At 69.2% G+C, this 23,980-nt stretch carries 20 protein-coding genes; 9 read left to right on the forward strand and 11 right to left on the reverse strand.

Going from position 1 to position 23,980, the window contains the following annotated elements:
- The gene (locus tag D7Y11_RS13185) at positions 1-1,287 is read right to left on the reverse strand and encodes a pitrilysin family protein (protein WP_126933869.1); all 1,287 of its coding nucleotides are present in this window, start codon (positions 1,285-1,287) and stop codon (positions 1-3) included.
- Positions 1,284-3,299, reverse strand: a complete 2,016-nt coding sequence (locus D7Y11_RS13190) for a toxin-antitoxin system YwqK family antitoxin (protein ID WP_126933870.1) — start codon at positions 3,297-3,299, stop codon at positions 1,284-1,286. Before D7Y11_RS13190 ends, D7Y11_RS13185 begins: the two co-directional genes overlap by 4 nt.
- 314 nt (positions 3,300-3,613) lie before the next feature.
- Here D7Y11_RS13190 and D7Y11_RS13195 point away from each other — a divergent pair, with 314 nt between their 5' ends.
- Positions 3,614-4,111, forward strand: a complete 498-nt coding sequence (locus D7Y11_RS13195) for a hypothetical protein (RefSeq protein ID WP_120580446.1) — start codon at positions 3,614-3,616, stop codon at positions 4,109-4,111.
- On the opposite strand, the gene D7Y11_RS13200 is transcribed toward D7Y11_RS13195, so the two are convergent.
- Positions 4,069-4,329, reverse strand: coding sequence for a hypothetical protein (locus tag D7Y11_RS13200; RefSeq protein ID WP_120580445.1), 261 nt, complete (start codon positions 4,327-4,329; stop codon positions 4,069-4,071). The genes D7Y11_RS13195 and D7Y11_RS13200 overlap by 43 nt on opposite strands.
- Positions 4,326-5,468 (reverse strand): hypothetical protein, encoded by a 1,143-nt coding sequence (locus D7Y11_RS13205; RefSeq protein WP_126933871.1) that lies wholly within the window; start codon positions 5,466-5,468, stop codon positions 4,326-4,328. Before D7Y11_RS13205 ends, D7Y11_RS13200 begins: the two co-directional genes overlap by 4 nt.
- 151 nt (positions 5,469-5,619) lie before the next feature.
- On the opposite strand from D7Y11_RS13205, the gene D7Y11_RS13210 reads away from it, so the two are divergent.
- Together D7Y11_RS13210 and D7Y11_RS13215 are read left to right on the forward strand one after the other, a co-directional pair.
- Positions 5,620-6,642 carry a hypothetical protein gene (locus tag D7Y11_RS13210; RefSeq protein WP_126933872.1) on the forward strand — a complete coding sequence of 341 codons (1,023 nt, stop codon included), beginning with the start codon at positions 5,620-5,622 and terminating at the stop codon, positions 6,640-6,642.
- A 42-nt stretch (positions 6,643-6,684) separates the two neighbouring features.
- The gene (locus D7Y11_RS13215; protein WP_126933873.1) at positions 6,685-7,692 is read left to right on the forward strand and encodes a hypothetical protein; all 1,008 of its coding nucleotides are present in this window, start codon (positions 6,685-6,687) and stop codon (positions 7,690-7,692) included.
- On the opposite strand, the gene D7Y11_RS13220 is transcribed toward D7Y11_RS13215, so the two are convergent.
- The 3 genes from D7Y11_RS13220 to D7Y11_RS13230 all read right to left on the reverse strand — a co-directional run bounded on the left by D7Y11_RS13220 (position 7,686) and on the right by D7Y11_RS13230 (position 11,753).
- On the reverse strand, positions 7,686-8,099 hold the full coding sequence (locus D7Y11_RS13220; protein WP_158624545.1) for a peptidase inhibitor family I36 protein: 414 nt from the start codon (positions 8,097-8,099) through the stop codon (positions 7,686-7,688). The genes D7Y11_RS13215 and D7Y11_RS13220 overlap by 7 nt on opposite strands.
- Positions 8,100-8,320: 221 nt before the next feature.
- Positions 8,321-9,577 carry a hypothetical protein gene (locus D7Y11_RS13225; protein ID WP_199753727.1) on the reverse strand — a complete coding sequence of 419 codons (1,257 nt, stop codon included), beginning with the start codon at positions 9,575-9,577 and terminating at the stop codon, positions 8,321-8,323.
- A 205-nt stretch (positions 9,578-9,782) separates the two neighbouring features.
- Positions 9,783-11,753 carry a putative metal-binding motif-containing protein gene (locus tag D7Y11_RS13230; protein ID WP_126933874.1) on the reverse strand — a complete coding sequence of 657 codons (1,971 nt, stop codon included), beginning with the start codon at positions 11,751-11,753 and terminating at the stop codon, positions 9,783-9,785.
- A gap of 435 nt (positions 11,754-12,188) precedes the next feature.
- Here D7Y11_RS13230 and D7Y11_RS13235 point away from each other — a divergent pair, with 435 nt between their 5' ends.
- The 3 genes from D7Y11_RS13235 (at position 12,189) to D7Y11_RS13245 (ending at position 13,804) form a co-directional block, all read left to right on the forward strand.
- Positions 12,189-13,061, forward strand: a complete 873-nt coding sequence (locus D7Y11_RS13235; protein ID WP_120580439.1) for a DMT family transporter — start codon at positions 12,189-12,191, stop codon at positions 13,059-13,061.
- Between the two features lie 125 nt (positions 13,062-13,186).
- On the forward strand, positions 13,187-13,447 hold the full coding sequence (locus D7Y11_RS13240) for a hypothetical protein (protein WP_120580438.1): 261 nt from the start codon (positions 13,187-13,189) through the stop codon (positions 13,445-13,447).
- Between the two features lie 93 nt (positions 13,448-13,540).
- Complete coding sequence (locus D7Y11_RS13245) at positions 13,541-13,804, forward strand: hypothetical protein (RefSeq protein ID WP_120580437.1); 264 nt, start codon at positions 13,541-13,543, stop codon at positions 13,802-13,804.
- 29 nt (positions 13,805-13,833) lie between these two features.
- On the opposite strand, the gene D7Y11_RS13250 is transcribed toward D7Y11_RS13245, so the two are convergent.
- From D7Y11_RS13250 to D7Y11_RS13265, 4 genes are all read right to left on the reverse strand, one after another.
- Positions 13,834-14,061 (reverse strand): hypothetical protein, encoded by a 228-nt coding sequence (locus tag D7Y11_RS13250; protein ID WP_199753728.1) that lies wholly within the window; start codon positions 14,059-14,061, stop codon positions 13,834-13,836.
- Positions 14,054-15,991, reverse strand: a complete 1,938-nt coding sequence (locus D7Y11_RS13255; RefSeq protein WP_120580435.1) for a glycoside hydrolase family 15 protein — start codon at positions 15,989-15,991, stop codon at positions 14,054-14,056. The genes D7Y11_RS13250 and D7Y11_RS13255 overlap by 8 nt, the downstream gene beginning before the upstream one ends.
- Positions 15,992-16,365: 374 nt before the next feature.
- The gene (locus D7Y11_RS13260) at positions 16,366-16,746 is read right to left on the reverse strand and encodes a hypothetical protein (RefSeq protein WP_126933875.1); all 381 of its coding nucleotides are present in this window, start codon (positions 16,744-16,746) and stop codon (positions 16,366-16,368) included.
- A 359-nt stretch (positions 16,747-17,105) separates the two neighbouring features.
- Positions 17,106-18,386 (reverse strand): S8 family peptidase, encoded by a 1,281-nt coding sequence (locus tag D7Y11_RS13265; protein ID WP_120576793.1) that lies wholly within the window; start codon positions 18,384-18,386, stop codon positions 17,106-17,108.
- Positions 18,387-18,618: 232 nt separating this feature from the next.
- Between D7Y11_RS13265 and D7Y11_RS13270 the strand changes: the two genes are divergently transcribed.
- The 3 genes from D7Y11_RS13270 to D7Y11_RS13285 all read left to right on the forward strand — a co-directional run bounded on the left by D7Y11_RS13270 (position 18,619) and on the right by D7Y11_RS13285 (position 23,976).
- A complete protein-coding gene (locus D7Y11_RS13270; protein WP_158641933.1) occupies positions 18,619-20,553 on the forward strand; it encodes a M4 family metallopeptidase in 1,935 nt (644 codons plus the stop codon).
- 182 nt (positions 20,554-20,735) lie between these two features.
- Entirely contained in the window at positions 20,736-22,313 is a 1,578-nt protein-coding gene (locus D7Y11_RS13280) for a hypothetical protein (protein WP_158641934.1), read from the forward strand.
- A 25-nt stretch (positions 22,314-22,338) separates the two neighbouring features.
- The gene (locus D7Y11_RS13285) at positions 22,339-23,976 is read left to right on the forward strand and encodes a hypothetical protein (RefSeq protein ID WP_126933879.1); all 1,638 of its coding nucleotides are present in this window, start codon (positions 22,339-22,341) and stop codon (positions 23,974-23,976) included.
- The last annotated feature ends 4 nt before the right edge of the window (positions 23,977-23,980 follow it).

The raw sequence follows: 23,980 nt of genomic DNA on the forward strand, positions 1-23,980 counted from the left end.
TTATCTCCGCCGCATCCGTGCGCCCGCCGTGGAGCGGAGCGGAACGACGCTGGGTGTGAACAGCAGATGGACGCGGCGGTCCTCTCCCAACCAGCCCTGCACGGACTGAGTGAGGGACTCCGGCGTGAGCGACGTCAGCGCGGCCTCCAGCTCCGGCGCGTACCAGGCCGGCGCGTGCACGCTCGCCGCGAGCGCGAGCCCCACCTCCGTGGGACTCCGGTCGTCCGTCCGCAGCCGCGCGAGCACCTGGGCCCGGGCCTGCGCGAACTCCTCCGCGCTCACGCGCCCCTCGCGCACCGCCCCCACCTCCTCCAGCATGAAGGGCCCCAGGTCCAGCGCGGACGGGTCCCGCGCGGGCAGCGTCAGCACCAGCTGATCCATCCACGGCGTCAGCACCACGGATGCGTCCTGCGCGTAGCCCACGCCCAGGCGGCGGAAGCGCTGCTCCAGCCGCTGTCCCAGGAGCACGCCCACCACCCGCGCCGCCGCGGCCTGCCGCGCGTCCTTCAATTCAATGGGATAGGCCAGCACGTTGATGTCGCTCACCGCCGGAAGCTTGAGCGTCACCGGAAGCTGGGGAGACAGCCGCGTCACCGCCGACGGCGTCCCTCCCTTGTAACGGGCCACGGTGCGCTTCAGCGCCTCCACGTCGAAGTCCCCGGCGGCGATGACCACCGCGTTGCGAGGGCTCAACGGCCCGGAGAGGTAGGCGGAGATGTCGCGGTCGGAGAAGGACTGCACCGACTGCGCGTTCGGCGGCACGGGGGCCCTGAAGCGCGGCTCCGTGGAGAGCACCAGGGCCAGCACCGACTCCAGGAAGTCGTCCGCGAAGGTGAGCGACGGGTCCTGCCCGGCGCGCTCCAGCGCTGCCTCCAGCCGCGCGTCATCCACCTGGGGCGAGAGCACCTGCGTCAGCAAGCGCTCCGCGAGCGCATCGAAGTCCTGCCGGGGGGCGCTCAGCGTGAAGCTGCTCTGGCGCAGCCCTGTCGACAGCGTCAGGGTCGCGTTCGCGCCGAACAGCTCGCGCACCAGGTCCTCGTAGCGCCCGCGCCGGTTGGCCTCCAGCATGACGTGCTGGGACACCCGCGTGAGCCCCGCCTGGCCTCCCTCGTCGAAGCGCCCCACGGTGAAGACCACGTGCAGCGTGGCGCGCTCCGCCCCGGTCCGTGGCGCGAGCACCAGGCGCGCGTGCTCCGGCGACTCCCGCGAGCGTTGAACCTCGAAGGGCGCGGCCGACGCCGCGCTCCAGGCCCAGAGCAGCAGCCCTCCCCAGACCCACGCCTTCATGGTGCCTCCTGGCTTGCCTGCGCACCGGTGCCCGTCGCGGGGACCGCCACGGCCGTCCCCACCTTCACGCTGGGGCCCGCCACCGACTCCTCCACCCGCAGGCCGTTGAGCCCCGCCCGCCGCACGGTGAGCGCGTAGCGCGCGGCGCCGTCCGCCGTGTCACGCCGGGGCCAGGCGAGCCGCAGCCGCTGGCCCCACCACTCCAGCGGATGTCCGCCGTACAGCGCCTCCTCCACCACGGGCGAGGAAGACCCCTGGGCCGCCAGCGCTCGCTTCACCCTCACCATGTCCGCCGCGGACTCCCAGCGCGCCTCCCGCTCCTCCTCGTCCTCCGGCCGCGCGTCCTTCTGGGCCAGGGCCCGCGCGCCGCCGTGCACCCGCGAAGGCCGTCCCGCCAGCCACCAGGACAGCTCCAGGCGGTTGCCCCGGGCGTCGTAGGTGCTCCACTCCCCGTCCCGCAGGCCGCGCGCGTAGAGGCCCTCCACGTGCGTGATGCCGCCCGCGAAGAAGTGGGTGTAGGGGCCGTGGAGCTTGCCGGCCGCGTACGTCCTGAGCTCCAGCACGCGCCCGTCCGGAGACAGGTCCTCCACCACGCCCTCCAGCTGCCCCCCGGCGAAGTGGGCGCGGGCCACCACCGCATCCGGTGAGGCCTCGTCGCGGATGCGCCATTCGCCCACTGGCAGCCCCTTCGCGTATTCACCGTCCGCGAGCAGCCGTCCCTCCCGGTCCCAGCGGGACCAGGGCCCGTGGCGCAGCCCCTTCACGAACGCCTCCCGGAAGAGCAACTGTCCCCGCGCGGTCCGCAGCCACGAGGGCCCCTCCGGCGTGTCCAGCGCCGTCACGCAGCGGGACAGCGCGTGCCCCGCTGGCGAGGACGCGCGCCACAAGGTGGTCCCGGAGGGGCAGGCGTCCAGGTTCCAGCGCGGCGCCACGAACAAGCCCGCGGCGATCCCCAGCAGCGCCAGCGCTCCCGCCCCGGACCAGGAGGACGGCAGCGGGGCCGCGGGGCTCGGCGGCGCGGCCCGGGAGACCCGGGGCAGGCCATGCTGTCCCTGGCTCAACTGGTGGAGGACGCCCTCGCGCATCCACAGCGTCCCGCAGGAGGCGCACGGCACCACCGCGACGCCCTGGAACACCACCGTCGCGCACGCGCCCCCGCAGGAGGCGCACTTCGCCGGCCGGCCCCCGGGCTCCTCCAGCAGCCGGCGCAGCGACTCCGCGCGCAGGCCGCGCTCGGTGAAGACCTGGTCCTGCTCACGGGCGGTCAGCAGGTCTCCGCCGCAGCCATCGCAGTGGGACCCCAGCCGCCCCTCGCTCCGCCACAGCGGGGTCGCCGCCGGACAGTCCGGGCAGTCGTAGCCCGCCTCCTGCCGCGCCGACTCCGGTGCCGGAGCGGCCACGGCAGGCGCCGCCTCCGCGCCAGCTGCCTCCACATCGCGCCACGTCCACCACACGGCCCGCAGGAAGCCCAGTTGCAAGCCCAGGAGCACCGCGTCCGCGCAGAGCACGGCCAGGCCCCAGCGGGGCGAGCGCGTGAGGAACTCCTGGGTGAGCAGCAACGGCACACAACCCTGAAGCAGCACGATGCCGGAGGCACAGGCCTTCAGCATCCGAGCGCGGGCGTGCGGCAGCGCGGCCAGGACCCACGCGAGCCGGGGCAACCCCACCAGCAGCAGGCCCGCCACCAGCCCCGCCGCCACCGACGCGAGCCGGGCCGGGGGAAGGGCGCCGCGCCCCCGAAGGCCGTGCACCGCCACCGCCAGGAACAGGGCCCACGCAATCCAGGGCACCAGAGACACCGCGAGCGCCCAGGGCCGGGGCGGCACGCTCCACAGCCACGGCCCCAGCAGCCAGGCCTCCAGGAACCGGGGCATCGCCTCCGGCGAAGCCAGTTGCCCGAGCCGCGCCATCCCGAACACGCCCATGAACAGCAGGGCCAGCCTCGCGGCGTTGCGCGCATTCCTTCCGCCGGCCCCTCCGGCCGCTTCCCCCTCATTGACTTGTGAAGACATTTCCCCTCGGGATGAGACGGCGCGCAGTCTAATCACATCCCGTCGTCACACGGAAAACCCTCTCCGCGAAACGCGCCCTCAGGGCAGGGATTGACCCGGACAACCCGCCTTGCCTATACGTCCGCACTCGGAGGGGGACGGGTCATGGGAGCCCGCGCCCTGATGTCTTTCAGGCCTGTCTTTGATTCCAGGGAAAATCCATGTCATTGCTCAGCAACGTTCGGCCGTGGGTCCTGGGTGGCATTTGCCTCATGTCGGCGACAGGGGCCCATGCCCAGGGACGAAATGGTTCACGTGCGTCCCATTGGAAGGCATTGCCCGGTTCCAGCGTGAAGGTGGGGGACTCCACGAGTGCGGGCTCCGGGAACGTGCTGCCGGACAAGCAGGCCTTCTGCCAGGACGTGAAGGCGGTGGTGCGCACGGTGGGCAAGGGCTTCAAGCCGCTCCGGGGGCAGGCCCAGCGGGGCAACACGGAGGAGCTCTCCATCTGGGAGTCCACGAAGAACATCCAGGACCTGCGCTGCTCCGTCTACCAGACACGGGTCCTGGGGGATTACGTGTACTGCGTCCAGACGAACCTGGAGTGCTCGCCGGCGCAGGACCGCTTCCACCTGCTCTCCAGCTATCTGATGAACACGTGCTACCCGGGCTGGAGCTGGCGGGACTCCCGGCTGGACTCGTGGGACACCTATTCACAGCGCCGGAGTGTGCTGGCCACCAACGACGAGGGGCTGCGCATCTCGCTGGAGATGAGCCGGGCGAAGGACTCCTATTCCCGCTGTGACGTGACGCTCACCTTCGAGCTGCTCTGAAGCGCGGCGTCCACCAGCCCCGCCAGCAGCAGCACCGGCGCCACCAGCACCATGCCGAACCAGGCCAGCGCGTAGAGGACTCCAAAGCCCATGCTCCACGGGCCGCCCACGACGGTCCCGGACAGCACGCCCACGGACTCGCGACCTCCGCCCAGGTGCAGCGACAGGAAGAGCGCGCCGATGCCCAGCGCGGCCATGACGAACGGGTGTCGCATCATCGGTGCGCCTCCAGGTGCGGCGCCCGCGCGAGGCGCCAGAGGGGTCCTTCGACGAGCGCGTACAGCAGCACCGCGTCCGCGAGCGGATTGCCCGCCGCGAAGCGCAAGCCGGTGTCGTCGTGCACCGGGAACGCCGCGAAGTGGAGGCTGGTGAGCAGCCCATCCAGCGCCTCTTCGTCGTCGAACGCCGCCGCGCCCACGAGCGCCAGCCCGCTGGAGCCCGCGTTCGCGTTCACCCACGGAATCGTGGGCCCGGAGTCGATGTCCTGCACCGCGGCCTCCTCCGCTGGCCACTCCCCCGCCCACGCGAAGCCCAACGCCTGCCCCAGGAGCGCGGCGCGGGCCCGCTGGTATTGGTCGCTCGCGAAGTCCGCGTCCACCAACTGGAGCATGTGCGCGGCGAGCCACAGCGTGGAGCCCTCCGGCCCGTCCTTCGTCACGCCGTCGTAGGTGAAGCTGGACACGAGCAAGCCTGTCCGACTGTCGGACAGGTTCTTCCGCGCGGAGGCCACCCACCGGCGCAGGAGCGCGCCATGGTCCCGCCCGTCCACCCTGTCCGACAGGCGCAGCGCCGCGAGCGCCAACGTGTTGCAGAAGGTCCAGCCCTCGTCCGGGTAGCTCTCCGCCGCGAGCACCGGCGCGCGCTCCAGCTGTCCGGCGATGAGGTCCACGCGCTCGCGCAAGAGCGGCGCGTAATCCGCGCGCTTCTCCACCATCTGGCGCGCGGCGAGCATCAATGCCAGCTCACCGTCCACGAAGAGGCTGCGCCCGGCCGGGTCCTTGAAGGGGCCCGCGTGCACGTAGGGCAGGAAGAAGGCCTCATGCGCCCGCCGTTCGTCTCGCAGCGTCCGGGCGATGAGCACGTCCACCACGGCCAGGTGCTCCGCCTTTCGCGCGGGCTCCGACAGCGCGAGGTTCGCGAACGACAGCACGGAGAAGGTGCGCACCATCAGGTCCCACTCCGGGTTCGTGCGGTGGAGCACGTCGCGCTCCGCGCTCGATTCCTGGAGCGAGAACGTGCGTTGGCGAAGGGCCAGCGCCGCTGTCAGCGCTTCCCGGTCGCGGGGCCGGAACAGGAGGTGGAGCGCCGGCAGCCACACCGCCACGGCCAGCACCAGCAGCATGAGTTTGCGTCGCATGCCCGGCAGTATGGGCCGAGGACAGGGCCGCATCCTGGACCCGCGGGCCGGACGGTCGGCCCCGCTCGCTGAACGGTCGCGGTCCTGCCTGAACCGGCACATCCAGGGAACGTCATGTCCCAATCCGCCGGGCCCGCGTGTCTCAAGGGCCATGAAGACACCTGGCTGGACGGCACTGACGATTGGAGTGTTCCTGGGAGGCTTTGGCCTGCTGAAGCCCCCTTCAGCGGAGGCGTGCGGACGCCCCCTGTGCACCGTGGAGGACAGCCGCGTTCCCCTGCCCCCGGACGCGGTCGTCCCGGCGAACGTGCCCGCCCTGGTGGTGGTGCCTCCCGCCTATGAGTGGGTAGAGGAGCAGAGCCTGCGCTTGCGAACGGAGGCAGGCGTGGATGTGGAGGCACGTCTCATCAAGGGCCCCGGAAACAGCGGCGTCCTCGCCCCAACCGCCCCGCTCGTTGCCGGAACGCGCTACCACCTGGAGGGGACCGTCCCTTGCAGTGGCGGCGGCGGTGGGCATCCGTTCGTCGCGATGGCGGACTTCACCGCGGGCCCGGAGGCCGCGCTGCCCACGACGACCGGCGTGCTGCAGGCGGGAGACGGACAGCTTGGGCAGATCAAGGTCTGGGACGGCAGCGCGTCGTGCGCGTCGGGCTACATCGGTGGCTGGGCAACGCTGGAGTTCACCCCCGCCCCCGAACTGGTGCCCTTCCTTCCGTGGGTGCGCTGGACGCTGGAGGTGGATGGACAGACGTGGGCCACGGCCCCGCACGGCGCGGTGGATGCCAGCGGCGGTGTCATCCCCGCGGATGGATTCAGGACGATGCGGGACCTGCTGACCGTCTACACGCTCTGTGGCTACGAGTCCCCCGGGATGCCGCCCTCGGCCGAGGGCATCGTGCCCGGAGTACATACGGCCACGCTGCGTCCGGTGCTCGAACAGTCGGGGACGGCGCTGCCCGCGCTGGAGACCTCCTTCGAGGTGAACTGTCCTCACTTTGGCTCCGACGGCGGCTACACCGAGCCCATCCCCGACGCCGGCACCGGCACCGACCCGGATGACAACCTCGCGCCGAAGGCCAAGGGATGCTCGCAGGCCGGAGGCGGTCTGTCGGTGCTGGGCGTGTTGGCAGCCCTCCGGCTCTGGCGACGCGGGCCGCGCACGAATCATCCCTGAGGCATGTCCCACGTTCCCGGACTCCCGTGTCTGATGAAGCAAATGCACGGACACACCTGGACATGGGGCGCGGTGGGGATGTTCCTCCTGGGGCTGGGGGCGCTCGCGCCGCCTTCCGCGGAGGCATGCGCCGCGCCCAACTGCATGGTGGATGTCCGCTTCCCGCTCCCCGAGGACGGCGGAGCGGTTCCCGCGAACGTCCCCGGGCTCGTGGTGGTACCGCCGCTCCTGGAGAACACGAACGTCTCCACCCTCCGGCTGCTCCAGTCGGATGGCACGCCGGTGCCTTTCACGCTGGCGAATGGCGGCCGTAGGACGCACGTCGTGGTCCCGAAGGCGCCGCTCGTGCCGGGCACGCAGTACCGCATCGAGGCGAAGGGCCTCTGCCAGTACCAGGAGACGCAGACGCAGTCCGCGACCTTCACCGCGGGCCCGGAGCTGCCCCTGCCCACGACCCTGGGCACGCTGAGCGTGGACACGCCGAGCCGGGGGGCGTTCCCGGTGTTCGGGGACTCGAACTGCGGAAGCCCGCAGGAAGGCGACGCCACCACGCTGCGCTTCACCCCATCGCCAGAGCTGGTGCCGTTCCTGCCCTGGGTGCACTGGGCGGTGGAGGTGGACGGGCAGCCCTGGTCGTTCGCCAATCACCACGGGTTGACCTCGACGGGCGAGGACAACCCGGACAGCCACAAGTACGAATACAACCGGCAGCTGCTGTTCCTCTACACGGTCTGCACGACGTACAACCCGCCGCCGCCCGGCCTGGGCCTCACGCCCGGAAGCCATCGGGCCACGCTGAGGGGAACGCTGGAGCACGCGGACATCGCGCTGCCGCCGCTGAGCGTGGACTTCGAGCTCCGCTGCGCCACGCCCTGCATGTCCGGTGGCTGCGCCGACGGGGGCACCGACGTGGTCGAAGACCCCGAGGACGAGGAGCCCATCAAGAACCCATCCAAGAGCGGCTGCACCCAGGCGGGAGGAGGCCTGACGGTGCTGGGCCTCCTCGCCACGCTGCGGCTCTGGCGCGGCCGCAAGGCCGGTGCTCAGTAGACCCAGACGCTCTTGGGCGCGAAGGTCAGGGGGCTGACCCACTCGCCGGGGCCAATGGGATGGGGGCCGCCAACGCAGTCCTCATTGAGGAACAGCGACGCGGTGTAGGGGCCGTTGTTGATGGCGGAAACGGCCCGGTCCTCCCAGCCGTGCTCGGGAAGGTTCACACAGGTCCCCGCGCCGCCAGGCGGCCAGGCCATGACGTTCCACACCGCACCGGTGAAGTCAGGCCCGTCGAACAGGCAGAGGACACCGGAGAAGGGACACGGATTGTCTTCCTCGGCCGCCGCGTCCGCGGGCGCCAGCACGGCCGCCGCGGAGAGCGCGAGCGTCACCGCGGCCCCCAGGCCCCAAAGGGTGGAACGCTTGATGCCGCCATTCTGCCGCCGGAATGCCTGCCAATTCATTTCAATGGCTCCCTTGCCCGGATGAACGTGCACTGCCCCGCGAGGGTAGGGCATGGCATTGAATCACCAGACGTGTAAATCCGGAAAACCATCACGTTCATTGTGTAGTGAACGCAAGGAGGAAGAAGCGCTCCAGGGGCAGGGCTCGAACCTGCGTCCAGCCGGATGAGAGCCGACCGCTCTACCCCTGGCGTGCGAAGGCGGCAGCCTTCGGACCGGACCTACTTGGACGGTGTCTGGGTCGCGGGAGCTTCCCCGGTCACCCGCAGGGCGAGCGCGGCGAAGGTGGCGATGACCGGCCAGTAGAGGAAGCGGAAGTCACAGCCGATGCTGATGACCAGGTAGCTCAGTCCGTAGCCCAGGCCCGACAGCGCGGTGAAGAACGCGAGCGGCCGGCGTCTCACGTCGAAGAGCGAGAGCAGGGCCAGCGCGGTGAGCGCGCCCAGCCAGGCCCAGCCCCGGAACAGCGGGGAGTTGCTCACGAGGTCCGCGCCCCTCCGCAGCCACCGGTGCAGCAGGCCCTGATCCGGCAGCTGAAACCCCCAGGGGTTGGGATCGATGCGTGCCTGGAAGGGGAAGAACACCGGCCCCTCGAAGGCACCGATGAGGCGCCGGAAGGTCTCCCAGCGGTGGTGCGCGTACGCGACGGGCTGCGCTCGGACGACACGGGTCCATTCGCGCACCAGCACGTCGCGCCGGCCGGGAAGGCTTTCAAGGCGGACCGGCCGCGCATCCGGAGCGCCCGCCAGGAGGAACCCGACGTGGAAGGGCGAGTAGCTGCGCGCCAGCTCCGGGGCGGAGGTGTCCTGCTCCAGGGTGGAGCCCGGGAACAGCTCAGGGTGCGTGACGTAGATGCCCGCGAGGTCGAAGACAAAGAGCTGGCCCGCGGCCCAGGCCTTGCTGGCGCCCAACGCGCGGTTGATCAGGGACGGAGTGAGGACAAGTCCGGCCACGAGGCCCGCGAGCACCAGGGCCCGCAGTGGCCAGCGCCACCTCGGGCGCGACAGCTGGAACATCACGGGAATGGCCAGGGGCAGGGCCGCGACGAGCGCGTTGTGACGAAACGCCGTGCCCGCCATCAGCAGCACCAGCGCCAGGAGAGGACGGCGGCACTTGAGGGCGGCCACCGCGCCGAGCAGCACCGCGGCGGCCATCACGTCCTTCCAGAGGGTGACCGCGAGCGCCCAGACGGTCGGCACGACCAGGAAGACCCCGAGGATGAACAGACCCCTGCGTTGCAGACGCCCATCGGGTGAACGCACCAGCAGCGCCATGCTCCCCGCCAGCAGGAGGAGCTGACCCACGAGGATCAGCCACGGAGAGCCCACCAGCCTCCCGCTGAGGCCCAGCAGCAACGAGCCCAGGGGCGGGTGGACGTCATCGAAGACGCCGCGGAGGCCCTGCGCGTACTGGTCGATGGTGTCGACCGACATCAGCCCCGGCTGGAAGGCCGCGTACAGCACGACCACCCAGAGCACGACGCCGAAGCGAAGCGCCTTGTTCCTCCACGCCGCCGTCGGTGGGACGGCGTCCCGCGATGGGACGTGAGCCGGTGATGAGGAGCGATCCGAGGGGTGGGACAAGAGCGTGGACCTGCCAGTGCGGGAGCGTCCCAGTACCATGAGCCCCGGGGAAAAGCGCGCCGATGGATTCGGCGCGCTGTTCCAGCCGGTTTCGGATGGCTCAGGGAGGCGTGGGCGCCGTGAAGTTCACAATGGTGCTGCCGTCGCCCGCTGCGGCAAACCGGGTAGGCCTGGGTCCGTCCAGCGACCTCAATGTCTGCGCTGCGGTGTGCTCGGTGCTCCAGGTGCTGCCATTGAAGAACGCAATCGTATTCGCGGTCGTCACCGCGTAAATGCCATTCTTGCTGAAGGAGAGCACGTCCAGGATATCAGGGACAGCCGTCCCACCGTTGGGAATCGGGAGCTGTTGCAGGGAATGCCAGCCTGCTCCGTCGGTCCACTCGTAGACCCGCCCCTTGTCGCCCGCTGCGTATGCGTAATGACCGTTCAGGACATGCACCGCGCGCACGAAGCCTGTATCCGGAGCATCCAGAGATTCAGCTGCCCATGCGGCGCCTGTCGAGTTGGCACGATAGGCATGTGCCTTGAGGTCCGCGTTCGCATTGCCTACCGCCAGGAGCGAATCCACTGACTTCAAGCCCCCAATCGCACGGAGGTTCGCGGGGACCTGCGCGATCTCAACCAGGTCGCTTCCGTTAATATAGGGCGGAGCCCAGCGGTAGATCTTTCCGTTGCTCGCGACCGCGAAGACCGTGGCACCGAGCGCGTCATCAATCCCAAAGACGCCATTGAAGTCCGTTTCGTTCTTGTCGGTCGTCACCTGAGGCGTGAAACACTTTTCATTCTCTTCGACGAGCTTCCGAGTCGACAGCCACCCGTCCTCTCCGACAACGAAGACTCGACCATCCTGGGCGGCCCAGGCCGCATTCCAGGACTTCCGACAAGAACCATCCGTGAATTCCTTAATGCCAGGGCTCGCACTGTCCAGATGAGCGAGCCTGTTCGGGCCCGCGATCCATGCCTTCTGCCCCTGGTCGTAAAGGGCAATGGACCTCAGAACATCCGGAGGTCCGACAACTCCCGCGTCCGTCGCCCAGGTGAGCGGGGCACACCCCTCGTCCACGACACCGGAGCAATTGTTGTCCAGCCGGTCGCAGTCCTCCGCCCCTCCATCCCGGACGTAGACAGAACTCTCATCGCAATCCTCGGATTGAGAAACACCACCGTCCACGGGCGACTCACAGCCCATCCCCGCGGCCTGGCCCTTGAAGCCATCATTATCGCCGTCCACGTACCAGACCACCGGATTGACCCCATCGAGCCGCTTACATGCCGACTGGCTCAGGCCGGAACACGCGAACTTGCCGTCGCACTTGAGATCATCCTTGCACTCAATGCCGACGTCGAAATCCTCGTCGTTCATGCCATTGCAGTTGTCATCCTTGCCATCGCAGAGGAACTCCTCCCGATTCGGCCGGACCTGCGCGTCGTTGTCGTTGCAGTCGCCGCTAACCGTCACGGTCCTAGGCGGCTGGATACAGGCCTCCACCGGGGTGCTTCCGAAGCCGTCCCCATCCTCATCCTTGAACCAGGTCTTCAGGTCGATCGCGTCCGACTCATCGCCGGAGCAGTTGTCATCCGTTCCATTGCACATCTCCGTGACCCCGGGCTTCACGTTAGGGTCCCCATCCTTGCAGTCCGAGCCTGTGACGACGCCTTCAGCATCGTCGCTGCTGAAGTATCCGTCCCCATCCGCATCGTTGGCCCGCACGACGAAGGCCACGTCCAGCGAGCCTTCCACGGGGACCTCCGCCTTCTTCTCCTGCGGGTCGCCCAACGCAGGGGTCGAACAGTCGACCTCATGAAGCTGCGTCGTCACGCTCAGCACGCGGCCCCAGTCCTTCTTCCGGTACACCGCCACCGACACGCTGCCCGGCGTATTGCCGGGGATCGCCACGTTGAGGCTGTTCGTGTTCGCCGCGTTGTCCACGTCCGTGGCGGTCACCGTGACGCATCCGCGCGCGAAGCCGCTGTAGGCGAGGGTGACGTTCAGCGCTCCGGCCTTCGAGTCGTCCTTCTTGCACCCCGCCAACACGGAGGCACACAGCACTGCCATCAGGATTAAACGCATGGGGCGGCATTTTCGGGCGCCCCCCTGACTCGGGCAAGACGCATCGCAGAGAAAACACACCTACACGCACCCCAACGTGCGGAGGAGTGCTTCAAGCCCGCCGCCACAAGATGTTTCCACCCTGCCCGGCGGCGGCATGCCCTTCACTGCCGACGGGCGCCATCTTCCCGTCACCCAAGAAGTCGAGGCGCGCCGGGTGCTCGAAGGGCCGAGGAAGGGTGCAGGCAAGCAGCGGCTCGCGCGTGAGTGGGGGGCCTGCCGCCGCTGCACTTCGGCATGGCGGCGTACTCCCTCGTGAGTCCCACCGGGGCCGAGGCGAAGCGCGGGTGACGAACGTGCAGGAGGGCAGCGTGGGTTGACAGAAACACTTCAGCCGGAAGGTGATGCCCGGGGAGACATGACGCGCGTCACGCGGCCCGCTATGTCCGATGCCGCGTGAGCACTCCCCTCCTCACCCTGCTTGCCCTCCTGGGCTTCGCCGCGAACTCGCTGCTGTGCCGCGCTGCCCTCTCGGGTGGCGCGGCGCGCAGCATCGACGCGGGTTCGTTCACGCTGGTGCGGCTTGCGTCGGGAGCGCTGGTGCTCGCGGTGCTGCTGCGGCTCCGACGGGGCGGCGGCAAGGCGACGGAGCACGGGAGCTGGGCCTCTGCGCTCGCGCTCTTCGTGTATGCGGCCGGCTTCAGCTTCGCGTACGTGCGTATCGGGGCGGGCGTGGGCGCCATGCTGCTCTTCGGCTGCGTGCAGCTCACCATGCTCGCGGCGGGGCTCGCGCGCGGTGAGCGGCCGCGCGCGCTCGAGTGGGCGGGGCTCGCGGTGGCACTCGCAGGGCTCGCGGGGCTCACGCTTCCTGGAGCGAGCGCGCCGGATGCGCTCGGCGCGGGGCTCATGGCCGCGGCGGGCGTGGCGTGGGGCATCTACAGCCTGCGGGGGCGAGGGAGCACGGACCCTCTCGCGGCAACGGCCGGCAACTTCGTGCGCGGCGTGCCCCTGGCCCTGGCGCTCGTGCTGCTCGCCCGCGCTCTGGACGCGGCCCCACACCCGTCGCCGAAGGGGCTGCTGCTCGCGGTCACGTCAGGCGCGCTCGCCTCGGGCGTGGGCTACAGCCTCTGGTACGCAGCGCTGCCCCACCTGAGCAGCGCGCGCGCAGCGGTGGTGCAACTGTGCGTCCCGGTCATCGCGGCAGTGGGCGCGGTGCTGCTGCTCGGAGAGCCCCTCACCCAGCGGCTGCTCCTGGGTGGCACCGCGCTGCTCGCGGGCGTTCTGCTGAGCCTGCGTGCGAAGCAGCGTCCTATCGCAGCCAAACACTGACGGGCACTCCGCGGAGACCGCTCCTTGCGTAGCTTTTCAGTGTCATCGCGGCTTTCCATGTAAACCTTGACCAACCCTTTTGTCCGCTGTTGCATCAGCACCTCACCAGCGAAAAGGAGCGTCACATGTTGCTTCGTGGATTCGCGATGTTCGCCGTCGTCTCCATCTTCGGAATGGGCTGTGGTGGCGCGGAAGTAACGGACGGTGCCGAGAGCGATATGCAGGCCGGTCAGGTTTCCGCCGAGCTCGCCAACAGCTGTGAGACGCTCCAGACCCGCCGCTGTAATCCGGGGGCGGAGACGGGCTGTCAGTGGGCCAATGGCACCTTTGGCGAGTGCTTCTGCCAGGAGATCCCCTTCAACAAGTGGGTCTGCTTGAGCAACTGAAGTTCCCGCGGCAACCGCCTCTGGCCGGGAATGCCCTGTCAGAGGCGGCGCGTCGCCTGCATCCACAATTCATCAGCGAAAGGGAGTGGCATCATGTTTCTTCGTGGGCTCGCGATGGCCGCTGTCGTCTCTGTCTTTGGAATGGGCTGTGGTGGCACGGAAGTGACGGAGGGCACCGAGAGCGGAGAGTCGCTCGGTCAAGACTCCGCGGCGCTTGCCGACAGCTGTGAGACGCTCCAGACCCGCCCCTGTGTCTATGACACGTCGAACTTCTGTCAGTGGTCCAATGGCGCTCCGGGGGAGTGCTACTGCCAGGATGTCCCCTTCAACAAGTGGTTCTGCTGGGTCAACGACTGAGGTAGCGCCGCCCGTGGCGCGAGCCGGGCTCACTCCATCAGCCGGTTCAGGCTCAAGTCGAGCTGGCTGTTCACCAACCCCAGCAGGCTGTCCAGCGCGGCGTCGTCTGGCTTCAGCCGTCCGGCCAGCTCCGCGCGCAGGAGCTTGAGCAGCCGCTCGCGGGATTGGAGGACCCGGCGCGCCACGCCGGAGCGGGATTCGCCATACGCGGTGGGACCCGAACCGGTCTGGTATCGAGGAAGAACCGGGTCACTCAATGGGCGGCGGCTCGGGCTCCAGGAGGTGAGGGGGCTCTGACTGCCCTTCGTCACGGAGCCTGAGCGCTCGGTCGATGCGCGCGGCGGCGCTGATGAGGCCCAGGTGGCTGAAGGCCTGTGGGAAGTTCCCCAACTGCTCGCGCGTCAGCGGGTGGATCTCCTCCGCCAGCAGTCCCAGGTGGTTCGACGCCTCCGCGTGCGCGACGAAGACGGCCTCGGCCTCTTGGATGCGATTGGCCAGCACCAGCGCCTCCGCCAGCCAGAAGCCGCAGAGGATGAAGCCTCCCTCCGGCCCCCCTACCCCGTCATCCATCCGGTACCGGCGCAAGAACGGGCCCGCCCCCAGCTCCGCGCGAAGCCAGTCGAGCGTCCTCAGGATGAACGGATCCGTCCCCCGGAAGCAGCCCACGATGGGCAGCTGCAGCAGCGCGGCGTCCGGCTCGTTCCCTCCGTAGACTCCGACGAAGTGCTTGCGCGCCGGATCCACGCCATTGCGCAGGATGTCCGCCCGGATGACGTCCGCCAGGGCGGCACTGGACTGCTCCAGCGCCGTCTCTCCGAAGAGCCGAGCCAGGTGCTGCCCCCGGCGCAGGGCCAGCCACCCCATGAGCTTCGAGTGGACGTTGTGCCGCATCTCCCGGCGCGGCTCCCAGATGCCGTGGTCGGGCTCGCACCAGCGGCGGGCGGTGGCCTGGATGACTGAACGGAGCAGCCTCCAGGTGCGCAGCGGCAGCCGCCCGCCGGAGCGCTCGTAGAGGTACGCCGCGTCGAGCAGCGCGCCCGCGGTGTCGAACTGGAATTGGTCCCTCGCGTCGTTCCCCAGCCGCACCGGCCGCGAGCCCTGGAAGCCGCCCAGGAGGTCCAGCTCCCGCTCCGGCGGCACGGAGGCGCCGTCCAGCGTGTACATCACCTGAAGCGTGTCACCGCGCTGCAACGTGTCGCGCACGAAGTAGAAGAATTCGCGCGACTCACTCTGGAAGCCGAGGAGGTTGGTGGCGCGCACCGCCATCGCGGAGTCGCGGACCCAGCTGAAGCGGTAGTCCCAGTTGCGAGGCCCTCCAATCCACTCGGGGAGCGAAGTGGTGGGCGCGGCCACCATCGCGCCCGTGGGGCCGTACATCAGCAGCTTCAGCGCCAGCGCGGAGCGCAGCACGTGGTGCCGCCACGGCCCTTCGTAGTGGAGCTGTTGCGCCCACTCGCGCCAGGCCTGGCGCGTATCCCGCAGGTGGTCGAAGGGCCGGTACGCGGCCAGCGGCTCCGGCCGGTCGGAATCCCACGACAAAATCATCCAGCGCCGCTCGCCCGGCTTCATCCGGATGCGCGCCTGGAGGCCCGTGTCTCCCCGGCAGGGTGAGCCGCGCAGCGCCTCGCAGGGCCGCCACTCCGCCTCCCCGCTGAGCACGGCGACCAGCCGCTCCCCTCCCGACCCGCGGGCGACCAGGCCGTGCTCCTCCCGCTCCACCCGCGTCCGCGACGCCCCGTAACCGAAGCGCGGGTCGAAGACGATGTTCAGCTCCACCGGGCCTTCCAGGCACTCGATGCTCCGGTGCACCTCGTGGACGTTGGAGCGCGGGTCGTTGGTCCACGGCATGTAGTCGATGATGCGGATGGCCCCCTTGCGCTCGAAGCGGAACAGCGTCTCCAGGACGTTGGTGTCCGGGTCGTAGCGCTGCAGGCTCTCGAAGGGCCACACGACGGGGGTGATGCCGGTGATGCCCCCCTTCTCGTCATCGAGGATGCCGGCGAAGACGCTCGGGCTGTCGAAGCGGGGGAAGCAGAGCCAGTCGATGACGCCGTCCGGCCGGACAAGCGCGCAGGAGCATCCATCGCCAATCACCCCGCGGCCCGCCAGGGGGACCTCCCGGTAGGACGCCGGGTTGGTGAAGCGGAAGGGGCGGGCCATCCGCCTGGCGGCGCTGTAGAGGTCCATGAGCAGGCGTGTCGCGGGGCAGGAGCGCGACCTCCCGCCCTCAAAGTAGCGACCCCCGCGACGGCCGCACCCGGCAACCACCCACGCAGGGGGGCCCCCCTCTGTCCCGCCCCGTGGACCCATCCTGGAATCAACGGAGGGAATGACCGCTCCCTGCCGCAGCGGTCCCTTCCGCCTGCACCTTCACGGTGGCGGGGGTCTCGAGCGAGCGCAGTTTCTGCCTGCCCACGTCCGCCAGCGCCCCCACGGAGTCCTGGACGAGCTCTTCCTTGATGACCAGGGAGAGCTTGCGGTTGGCATCGAACTCGATGCGCGCCGAGACCTGAGCAGGGGGACGCGGACGGCCGCTGACAGGGGTCGTCCGCGTTGGTGCGTCACAGCGCGCTGCAGGCCCAGACGCCCAGGGGCGTACAGAAGCAATTGGGATTGGGGTGGCCCGGCAGGCAGCAACTCCGCGACCCGCCAACGGGCGAACACGGGGTCCCCGCGAGCTTGCTGCAGCGATTGTTCAGCCCACAGATGGGAGTGGAAGGGATGCAGATGTTGTAGAAGCCATCGCACTCGACGGAGTCCGCCTGCACCGAACAGGTGTTCCCCTCACAGGACACCGTCGATCCATTCGGACAGGTTTGTGAGCACGTGACGAGGGCGCTCGACTGCTGCTCCAGCTCCGGCGCCTCGACAGGTTCCAATCCACCACAGGCCGCCAGCACCGGGACGACAAGCACCGTCAGCACACCCAGGAAGCTCTTCATGGCGTGTCTCTCCTTGAGGGATTGAGCGGCATCGAACCACAACACGCCCTCCCGCACCCCTGTCTTCCATTCTCGAAGTTCCAGGTGTTCAGCGCCAACGGTGTCGTGACAGGCTTCGAGATGTTCGACGACGAGCTACCGCCAGCGCGGCACCATCGGGCCAGGCCCCGAGGCAAGGGAGCTCAGGACCAGGTCAAGAAGTCGGATACGTTCAGCGTGATGCTGGCGACTCCGGCGGGGCTCGACACGCTGGAGCCCAAGGACGGCATCCTCCTGCGAAGGGGCCACCTGGGAGGAGTGTGTCGACAAACTTCGAGTTCACTTCCATTGGGAGTTCGAGGGCATGAAGTGACCCGCGCCTACTCCCCGCCGTTCTGGACGGTGGGGGCCCGCAGGGGTTCGATGAAGCCCGAGTAGGCCATCCGGTTCGGTGAGCAGCGCCCGGGGTTGGTCACCTTGTCCGGCGTGGCGTTGCCCGTCATGGCGGTGCTGACCTCCTGCGGCGCGGAGCCGGGATGGGCCTCCAGGAAGAGCGCGACGATGCCGGTGACATGCGGGGTGGCCATGGACGTGCCGCTCAGCGTTCGGGTCGCCGTGTCATCGCTGGTCCAGGCCGAGAGGATTCCCTCGCCGGGCGCGAAGACGTCCACGCAGTCACCATGGTTGGAGAAGGACGCCCGCCGGTCCACGCTGTTGGTGGCCCCCACGGTGATGGCCTCGGCGGTGCGCGCGGGAGAGCGCTTGCACGCGTCCTGGTTCTCGTTGCCCGCCGCCAGCACATACGTCACGCCCAACGCGATGGAGCGGCGCACGGCATCGTCGAGCACCGCGTCCTCCCCGCCGCCCAGGCTCATGTTGGCCACCGCCGGGGACTGGTGGTGTTCGGTCACCCAGTCCACGCCCGCCACCACGCCCGCTGTCGTCCCGGAGCCCTCGCAGTCCAGCACGCGCACGGCGTGCAGCGACGCGCTCTTGGCAATGCCATACACATTTCCGCCCACCGTGGCGGACACGTGGGTGCCATGGCCGTTGCAGTCCACGCCGTCGCGACCGTCGCCGACGGCATCGAAGGCGATGTCCGCCCGCCCGGCGAACTCCTGGTGCGTGGGGCGCAGGCCCGTGTCGAGGACGTACACGTGCACGCCCCGGCCCTGCGTCTGGTACAGGTAGACCTGATTGAGCGGCAGGTCGCGCTGGTCGATGCGGTCAATCCCCCACGTCGCGCCGGACTGGCTCTCATCCAGCGTCACCACGGCATTCTGCTGCACGTACTCCACCTCGGGCGCGGCGGACATGGCACGGGCCTGCTTCTCGTTCATGCGCGCGGCGAAGCCCCGCAGCGCGTGCGCGTACACGTGGAAGGCCTTGCCGCCGAAGCGCTCGGTAAGGCTCCCCGCGACCACCACCGGCGCGGGCGCGGCGTCCCCTTCCCGGGGCTCCTTGAGCACGACGACGTACTCACCGGGGACCGGCTTCGCGACCCGGAGGAACTTCTCGCGCACGGGTGCCTGCACGGACGCGGTGCCACGGCACGGTGTGTCACCGGGCGGCGGTATGGGATTGCCCGTGCTCTGGCACGCCGACAGCAGGAACAGCACGCAGGCGGACGCGACCGTCCGCGACAGGAGCTTCAGCGACATGGGTCCCCCCCGGGGGTGGCACTTCCAGCTAGTGAAGTAACGCCTTCTGACCCGAAAAAGTGGTTCCTGCCCTCCGGGGCCGCGAAACGTCCGTCACGGGAACTTCAGGTTGGCGCCACCTACAAGCAGGTTGTGGTGCGTCATGCTCTGCCCGCTGCGGCACATCGCGCTCTTTGAGTTCAATGTTTTTCCTTGATTAACGGGTGAGCTGGTTTGAAGCATGGAGCTCACCATGATGACCGCGCATCGACTTCGGGGTCTCACGACCCTTGGACTCCTGGTTGGCCTTTCGGCCTGCCAGGGAACGGAAGAACACGAGAAGCGCACCGGCGCCGAGCCGGACGCATCCCTGGGCGTCACCATTTCCGAGCTCCAGGTGGTGGGCGCTGACGAGGGCCATGTGCCCACGTTCGCGAATGGGAACTTCGGCCAGCTCCGGCTCGGCGGGAAGGAGCGGACCGAGGAGGCAGAAGTCAGTGCGCTGCGCCCTTCCCTCCTGGCGGTGAGCAAGGTGTTCCACGCGGACCCCACGGAGCTCGCCTTCCAGCGAGTCGTCACGGATGGCATGGGCGAACGGCACTTCGTCTATGCGCAGCGCAAGCATGGCCGCGAGGTCCTGGGCGCCGCGCTCGTCCTCCACACGAGGAATGACGCCGTCTACGCGGTCCACGGCAACGCTCGCGCGGATCTCGATGCGCCGCGAGACGCGCGGCTCAGCCCCGAGGACGCCATCGCGGTGGCCAGGCAGGACTCCGCGCGGCTCGACCGGGTCGAGGTCGAGGCGAATCCCCGGATGGCCTACTGGCCGGCGGGTGAAAAGCTGGACCTCGTGTACCGCGTGAACGTGATGGGACGGAGCCAGGACGGAATGGCGGTGGATGATGACGTCATCATCAACGCCGTGAGCGGGTCGGTCGTGCAGCGGCTGCCGAACATCTACACGCTCAAGAACCGGGCGGTGTACGACGTCAACCACGGCGGCTCCGCGAACCTCCCGGGAACCCTCGTCCGTGCGGAGGGCGGCGCGGCGGTCGCGGACCCCACGGTCAACACCAACTACGACCTGCTCGGGACGACCTACGACTGTTACAAGAATCTCTTCAACCGCGACTCCTATGACGGCGCGGGCTCCAGGCTCGTCAGCTCGGTCCACTACGGCTACAGCTACGCCAACGCGGCGTGGAGCGGCTCGAAGAATCAGATGCTTTACGGGGACGGCGACGGCGTGACGTTCGGCAGCATGGTCAACGCGCTGGACGTGACGGCGCATGAGGTGACCCATGGGCTCACGATCTCCACCTCCAACCTGTTGTACTTCGCCGAGCCCGGTGCCCTGAACGAGTCGATGTCCGACATCATGGGCAGTGTCTGCGAGTGGTACCGGAACGGTCAGGTGGTGAATGCCAACACCTGGAAGTGCGCGGAGGAAATCTATACCCCCTCCACGTCTGGCGATGCCCTCCGCTACATGAACGACCCGCGGATGGATGGGCAGTCGTTGGACTACTTCGACCAGACCTTCAGCCCGTTCACCGACGTCCACTACAGCTCGGGCATCCCCAACCTGGCGTTCTACCTGCTGTCCCAAGGCGGCCAGCACCCACGGGGCCGCTCCTCCATCGCCGTGCGCGGAATCGGCATCGCCAAGGCGGCCCAGGTCTTCCACCGGGCCAACACGGTGCTGCTGCTTGGCAAGACGATGGCCACGTTCGCCGACGCGAAGCTGGCCACGGAGCAGGCCGCCGCGCAGCTCGGGTACAGCGCGGCCGACATCGCCTCCGTGACCGCCGCCTGGCAGGCCGTGGGCGTGGGGACGCACATCCTCGTCGCTGGCCAGAGCCTCTCGTTGGGACAGTCGATGTCGTCGAACGACCGGCGGTTCTCGCTCGTCCTGCAGAGCGACGGGAACCTGGTCCTCTGGTTCGGGACGAGCGCCCTGTGGACGGCGAACACCGGAGGCCAGGGCGCGCTGTCAGCCCACATGCAGGACGATGGCAACTTCGTGGTCTACCGCACGAGCACCCCGACAGTCGGCCAGTCTGTCTGGTCCAGCGTGAGCTGGGGACATCCGGGCGCCTATCTGATCCTCCAGAACGACGGCAACCTCGTCATCTATGACAAGGACGGCGTCACCCCGCTCTGGAACTCAGAGACCTGGGGGCACTGAAGCAAGGGCCCGGCGGCGCACTCAACCCTCGCGCGCCGCCGGCCTGCCGTCTTGAATTCGGACACGGTGGCCGTGGCAACCCCAGGCGCTCTTCGGCTAGGGTGCTCCCCGTCCCGGGAGCCCAAGAGATGTCTTTGAAACCACGTTCGCTGTCTGCCTTTTTCGTTTCTTGGTGTCTGCTCATGGGCTCGGGGTGCGAGTCCACTCCGAATGAGCAGCCTCCCCTGTCGGACGCGGGCCCGAGCGTGGATGCGGGAGGCGACGCGGGTCTGGATGCCGGTGTGGACGCGGGGTCGGGTGCGGACGCGGGCCTGGATGCCGGTGTGGACGCGGGGGCCGATGCGGGCCCGGACGACGGGCCCGAGGAGCCCCCGCCGCCGGGCGTTCCGGAGGGCCACACGTTCCTGCGCCCGTCCGCGACGCGCGTTCGCACCGTGGCGTGGACGGACCCCCAGGTCACTCTCCGCTTCGCCTTCCTGGGACAGGTCGGGCGCCACTACGACTTCCTCATCGAGGAGTACCAGCGGTGGATCATCATGACGTTGAAGGACCCGTCCGGAGCCGTCCTCGAACGCCGGGAAGGCTTCTCCGGGGCTCTCCCCGTGACCACGCACTGGTCGGGGTTCACCCAGGAGGGCTTCTACACGCTGGAGGTCTCGACGGAGCCGTTCGAGTTCCCCCGGAACCTTGTCTTCCGCTTCGTGGATCAGGGGCCGGACGCTCACGGTGACCTGCTCACCACGGCATACCCCTGGCTCCCCTCGGAGCAGCCCCTGATGGGGCAGGGGGAGCACCCGGGGGAGCGCGACGTGTTCTCGTTCTCCACCGTGGCGGGCCACGTCTATTCGATGGACTGCGACTTCGCGCACCAGGGCTGGTGGCTGTCCTTCTTTGATCCGGTCCTGAGCTACGCCGTCAGCGAGGTGATCGGCGCGAACTTCACGGAGCTGCAGGCCTCCACGGCCTTCAAGGCCCCAGCGGAGCGGTTCCTCGCCATGGTCCGGGCCAACAACTCCCTGGTGGCCCCGTCCCCTTCCGCCTACCAGTGCCGGCTGAAGGACGAAGGAGCGGAGGACCACGGTGAGCGCATGGAGACCGCGACCGCGCTCGCCGAGGGGACGACCTCCGTCGCGGGGCGGCTCGACTTCCGTACGGACTTCGACGTCTTCGCCCTGAGCGTCCAGCCCGGACACCACTACCGCGCGACCTGCGAACCCAGCGCCACGCCGCCCGACTGTCGGGTCCTCGCGGCGGCGCCGGGCGAGGATTTCGACGGGTTCGACGACATCGTCCTGGCCTTCAAGCCGGCCGGGACCTCCCACTACGTGGGCGTGCAGGGGGACCGGGTCCTGCGGGCGCGGTGGACGTCCGCCCCCTACACGCTCCGGTTCGAGGACCTGGGCCTGGACGACCACGGCGACACGCGGCAGACCGCGACGCCGCTGACCGGACCGTCGCAGACCGTCACCGTGCACATCTCTGATTTCATCGACGCGGACTACCTCTCCTTCCAGGCCGTCGCCAACGGGCGCTATCGCCTCAGCGGCGACTGGAGGGACACGTCGACCGGGGAGCAGCTGTTCTCAACGCTCTACGATGCGCAGGGGCGCTCCATCCGGGCACCCGGGCAGCACGTCGGCTCGCGCTGGGTGAAGGAGTTCACCCTGCCCACGGCGGGGACCTACTACTTCGCGATGACCGCCTATCTGCGAGAGAACCTCGTCGACCACACGGTCCTCTTCGAGGTCCTGGACCCCTGACATGCCCATTCCAGGAGCCCCTGTCATGAACGTGAAGCAGCGGTGGCGGTCCATCTTCCTCCTGTCCGGCGGGCTCATCCTCGGTGCGGGATGCAATTCCACGCCGGAGCCTCCGCCGCTCGTGCTCGACGCCGGCACGGACGCGGGGGCGGATGCGGGCGTGGACGCCGGTCCGGACGCGGGGAGTGAGCCGGAGCCGGACGCGGGGAACGTCGCCTGCGCGGACGACGGGCCGGTCGGGGACCCGGGGGACGCGGGCGTGCCGGATGGCGCCACGCTGCTGACGCCCTCGGACGAAGTGCACACCATCACCTGGCCGCCCGGAGGGGGCGTGCCGGTGCACTTCGCCTTCGTCGCCCGGGGATGTCGGCACTACGACCTCACGGTGGAGCCGGGGAGCCTGGGCTACTCGGTGGTCCTGCGGGATGCCGCGGGCACGCGGCTCGACTCCGCCGACCAGTACAGCGACAGCACCAGCTATCCCCCCAGCCCGCGGCATTGGTCCGGGCTGGAGCGCGGCGCCATGCACACGTTCTATCTGCTCCCGCTCAACAGCCACCCCCGCGTGCCGTTCCAGTTCCGCCTGGTGGACCGCGGGGCGGACGACCACGGGGACCTGCTCCTCCGGGCGACGCCTTGGACGCCGTCGGAGAAGCCCTTCACGGGCTACGGCGAGCACTGGCGCGAGAGGGATCTGCTGTCGTTCGAGACCACCGTGGACCACGTCTACGCGCTCGGCTGCGCCTTCCCGAACACCTCCTGGGAGCTGCGGTTCCTCAACGGCCAGGAGAAGTCCCAAGGCGTCGCGTATGACGTCAACGACCGGGAGACCGAAGGCGAAGCCCGCATCAAATCCCTGGGGGGCACCTACTATGCCTCCATCCAGGCCAACTCCGTCTTCGAGCCGTCCCGCTCCTACACCTGCGTGCTGAACGACCTGGGACGGGAGGACCACGGGGACACTCCGGAAGCGGCCACCCCGGTCCCGGCGGGCACCGCGTCCGTGCAGGGGAAGATCGAGGTGCTCGGAGACCGGGACGTCTTCGCCCTCTCCGTCCAGCCCGGGCACCACTACCGGGTGTCCTCCGCCCTCAGGGGACAGAGCCAGGGCAGGATCCAGGACGCGGCGCCGGGGGGCCCTTTCGGCACCCATCCCGCTTCCGCGGGCATCCCCGCCTCGACGTCCTTCAAGGCGTCCCAGGAGATGCACTACGTGGAGATGACGGGCACGCCCGCGCTTGAAGCGAAGTACGTGACGGGGAACTACACGCTCCAAGTGGAAGACCAGGGCCTGGACGACCACGGGGATACCCTGGACACGGCGACGCCCATCCCGGACGGTCCCCAGACGCTGTCCTTCCGGATCGCCAACGTCATCGACCACGACGTCTACACGTTCCAAGCCATCGCCGGACGTCGCTACCAGCTCGACTGCCCGTGGAAGGTGTCGGGCGCGAAGCACCGGCCGGATGTGGTCTTCCTCGACGCGGAGGGGGCGGTCCAGGCGTCCACCCTGGAGGATCGGGAGGAGGTGCGCTGGCGGGCTGTCTTCACCGCGCCCCAGAGCGCCACCTACGCGCTCAAGTTCTGGACGTACTTCATCACGTCGCCGGGGACGGTGCTGGGCGACATGGACTGTCGCTTCGAGGCCCTGGACCCCTGATGCG

It is taken from the genome of Corallococcus sp. AB018 (assembly GCF_003986945.1).
Taxonomy (GTDB): Bacteria; Myxococcota; Myxococcia; order Myxococcales; family Myxococcaceae; genus Corallococcus; species Corallococcus exiguus.

Coding starts and splice junctions, on each gene's coding strand:
- D7Y11_RS13185 (WP_126933869.1), bottom strand. CDS start 1,287: ATGAAGGCGTGGGTCTGGGGAGGGCTGCTGCTCTGGGCCTGGAGCGCG.
- D7Y11_RS13190 (WP_126933870.1), bottom strand. CDS start 3,299: ATGTCTTCACAAGTCAATGAGGGGGAAGCGGCCGGAGGGGCCGGCGGA.
- D7Y11_RS13200 (WP_120580445.1), bottom strand. CDS start 4,329: ATGATGCGACACCCGTTCGTCATGGCCGCGCTGGGCATCGGCGCGCTC.
- D7Y11_RS13205 (WP_126933871.1), bottom strand. CDS start 5,468: ATGCGACGCAAACTCATGCTGCTGGTGCTGGCCGTGGCGGTGTGGCTG.
- D7Y11_RS13210 (WP_126933872.1), top strand. CDS start 5,620: ATGAAGACACCTGGCTGGACGGCACTGACGATTGGAGTGTTCCTGGGA.
- D7Y11_RS13215 (WP_126933873.1), top strand. CDS start 6,685: ATGCACGGACACACCTGGACATGGGGCGCGGTGGGGATGTTCCTCCTG.
- D7Y11_RS13220 (WP_158624545.1), bottom strand. CDS start 8,099: ATGAATTGGCAGGCATTCCGGCGGCAGAATGGCGGCATCAAGCGTTCC.
- D7Y11_RS13230 (WP_126933874.1), bottom strand. CDS start 11,753: ATGCGTTTAATCCTGATGGCAGTGCTGTGTGCCTCCGTGTTGGCGGGG.
- D7Y11_RS13240 (WP_120580438.1), top strand. CDS start 13,187: ATGTTGCTTCGTGGATTCGCGATGTTCGCCGTCGTCTCCATCTTCGGA.
- D7Y11_RS13245 (WP_120580437.1), top strand. CDS start 13,541: ATGTTTCTTCGTGGGCTCGCGATGGCCGCTGTCGTCTCTGTCTTTGGA.
- D7Y11_RS13255 (WP_120580435.1), bottom strand. CDS start 15,991: ATGGACCTCTACAGCGCCGCCAGGCGGATGGCCCGCCCCTTCCGCTTC.
- D7Y11_RS13260 (WP_126933875.1), bottom strand. CDS start 16,746: ATGAAGAGCTTCCTGGGTGTGCTGACGGTGCTTGTCGTCCCGGTGCTG.
- D7Y11_RS13265 (WP_120576793.1), bottom strand. CDS start 18,386: ATGTCGCTGAAGCTCCTGTCGCGGACGGTCGCGTCCGCCTGCGTGCTG.
- D7Y11_RS13270 (WP_158641933.1), top strand. CDS start 18,619: ATGATGACCGCGCATCGACTTCGGGGTCTCACGACCCTTGGACTCCTG.
- D7Y11_RS13280 (WP_158641934.1), top strand. CDS start 20,736: ATGGGCTCGGGGTGCGAGTCCACTCCGAATGAGCAGCCTCCCCTGTCG.
- D7Y11_RS13285 (WP_126933879.1), top strand. CDS start 22,339: ATGAACGTGAAGCAGCGGTGGCGGTCCATCTTCCTCCTGTCCGGCGGG.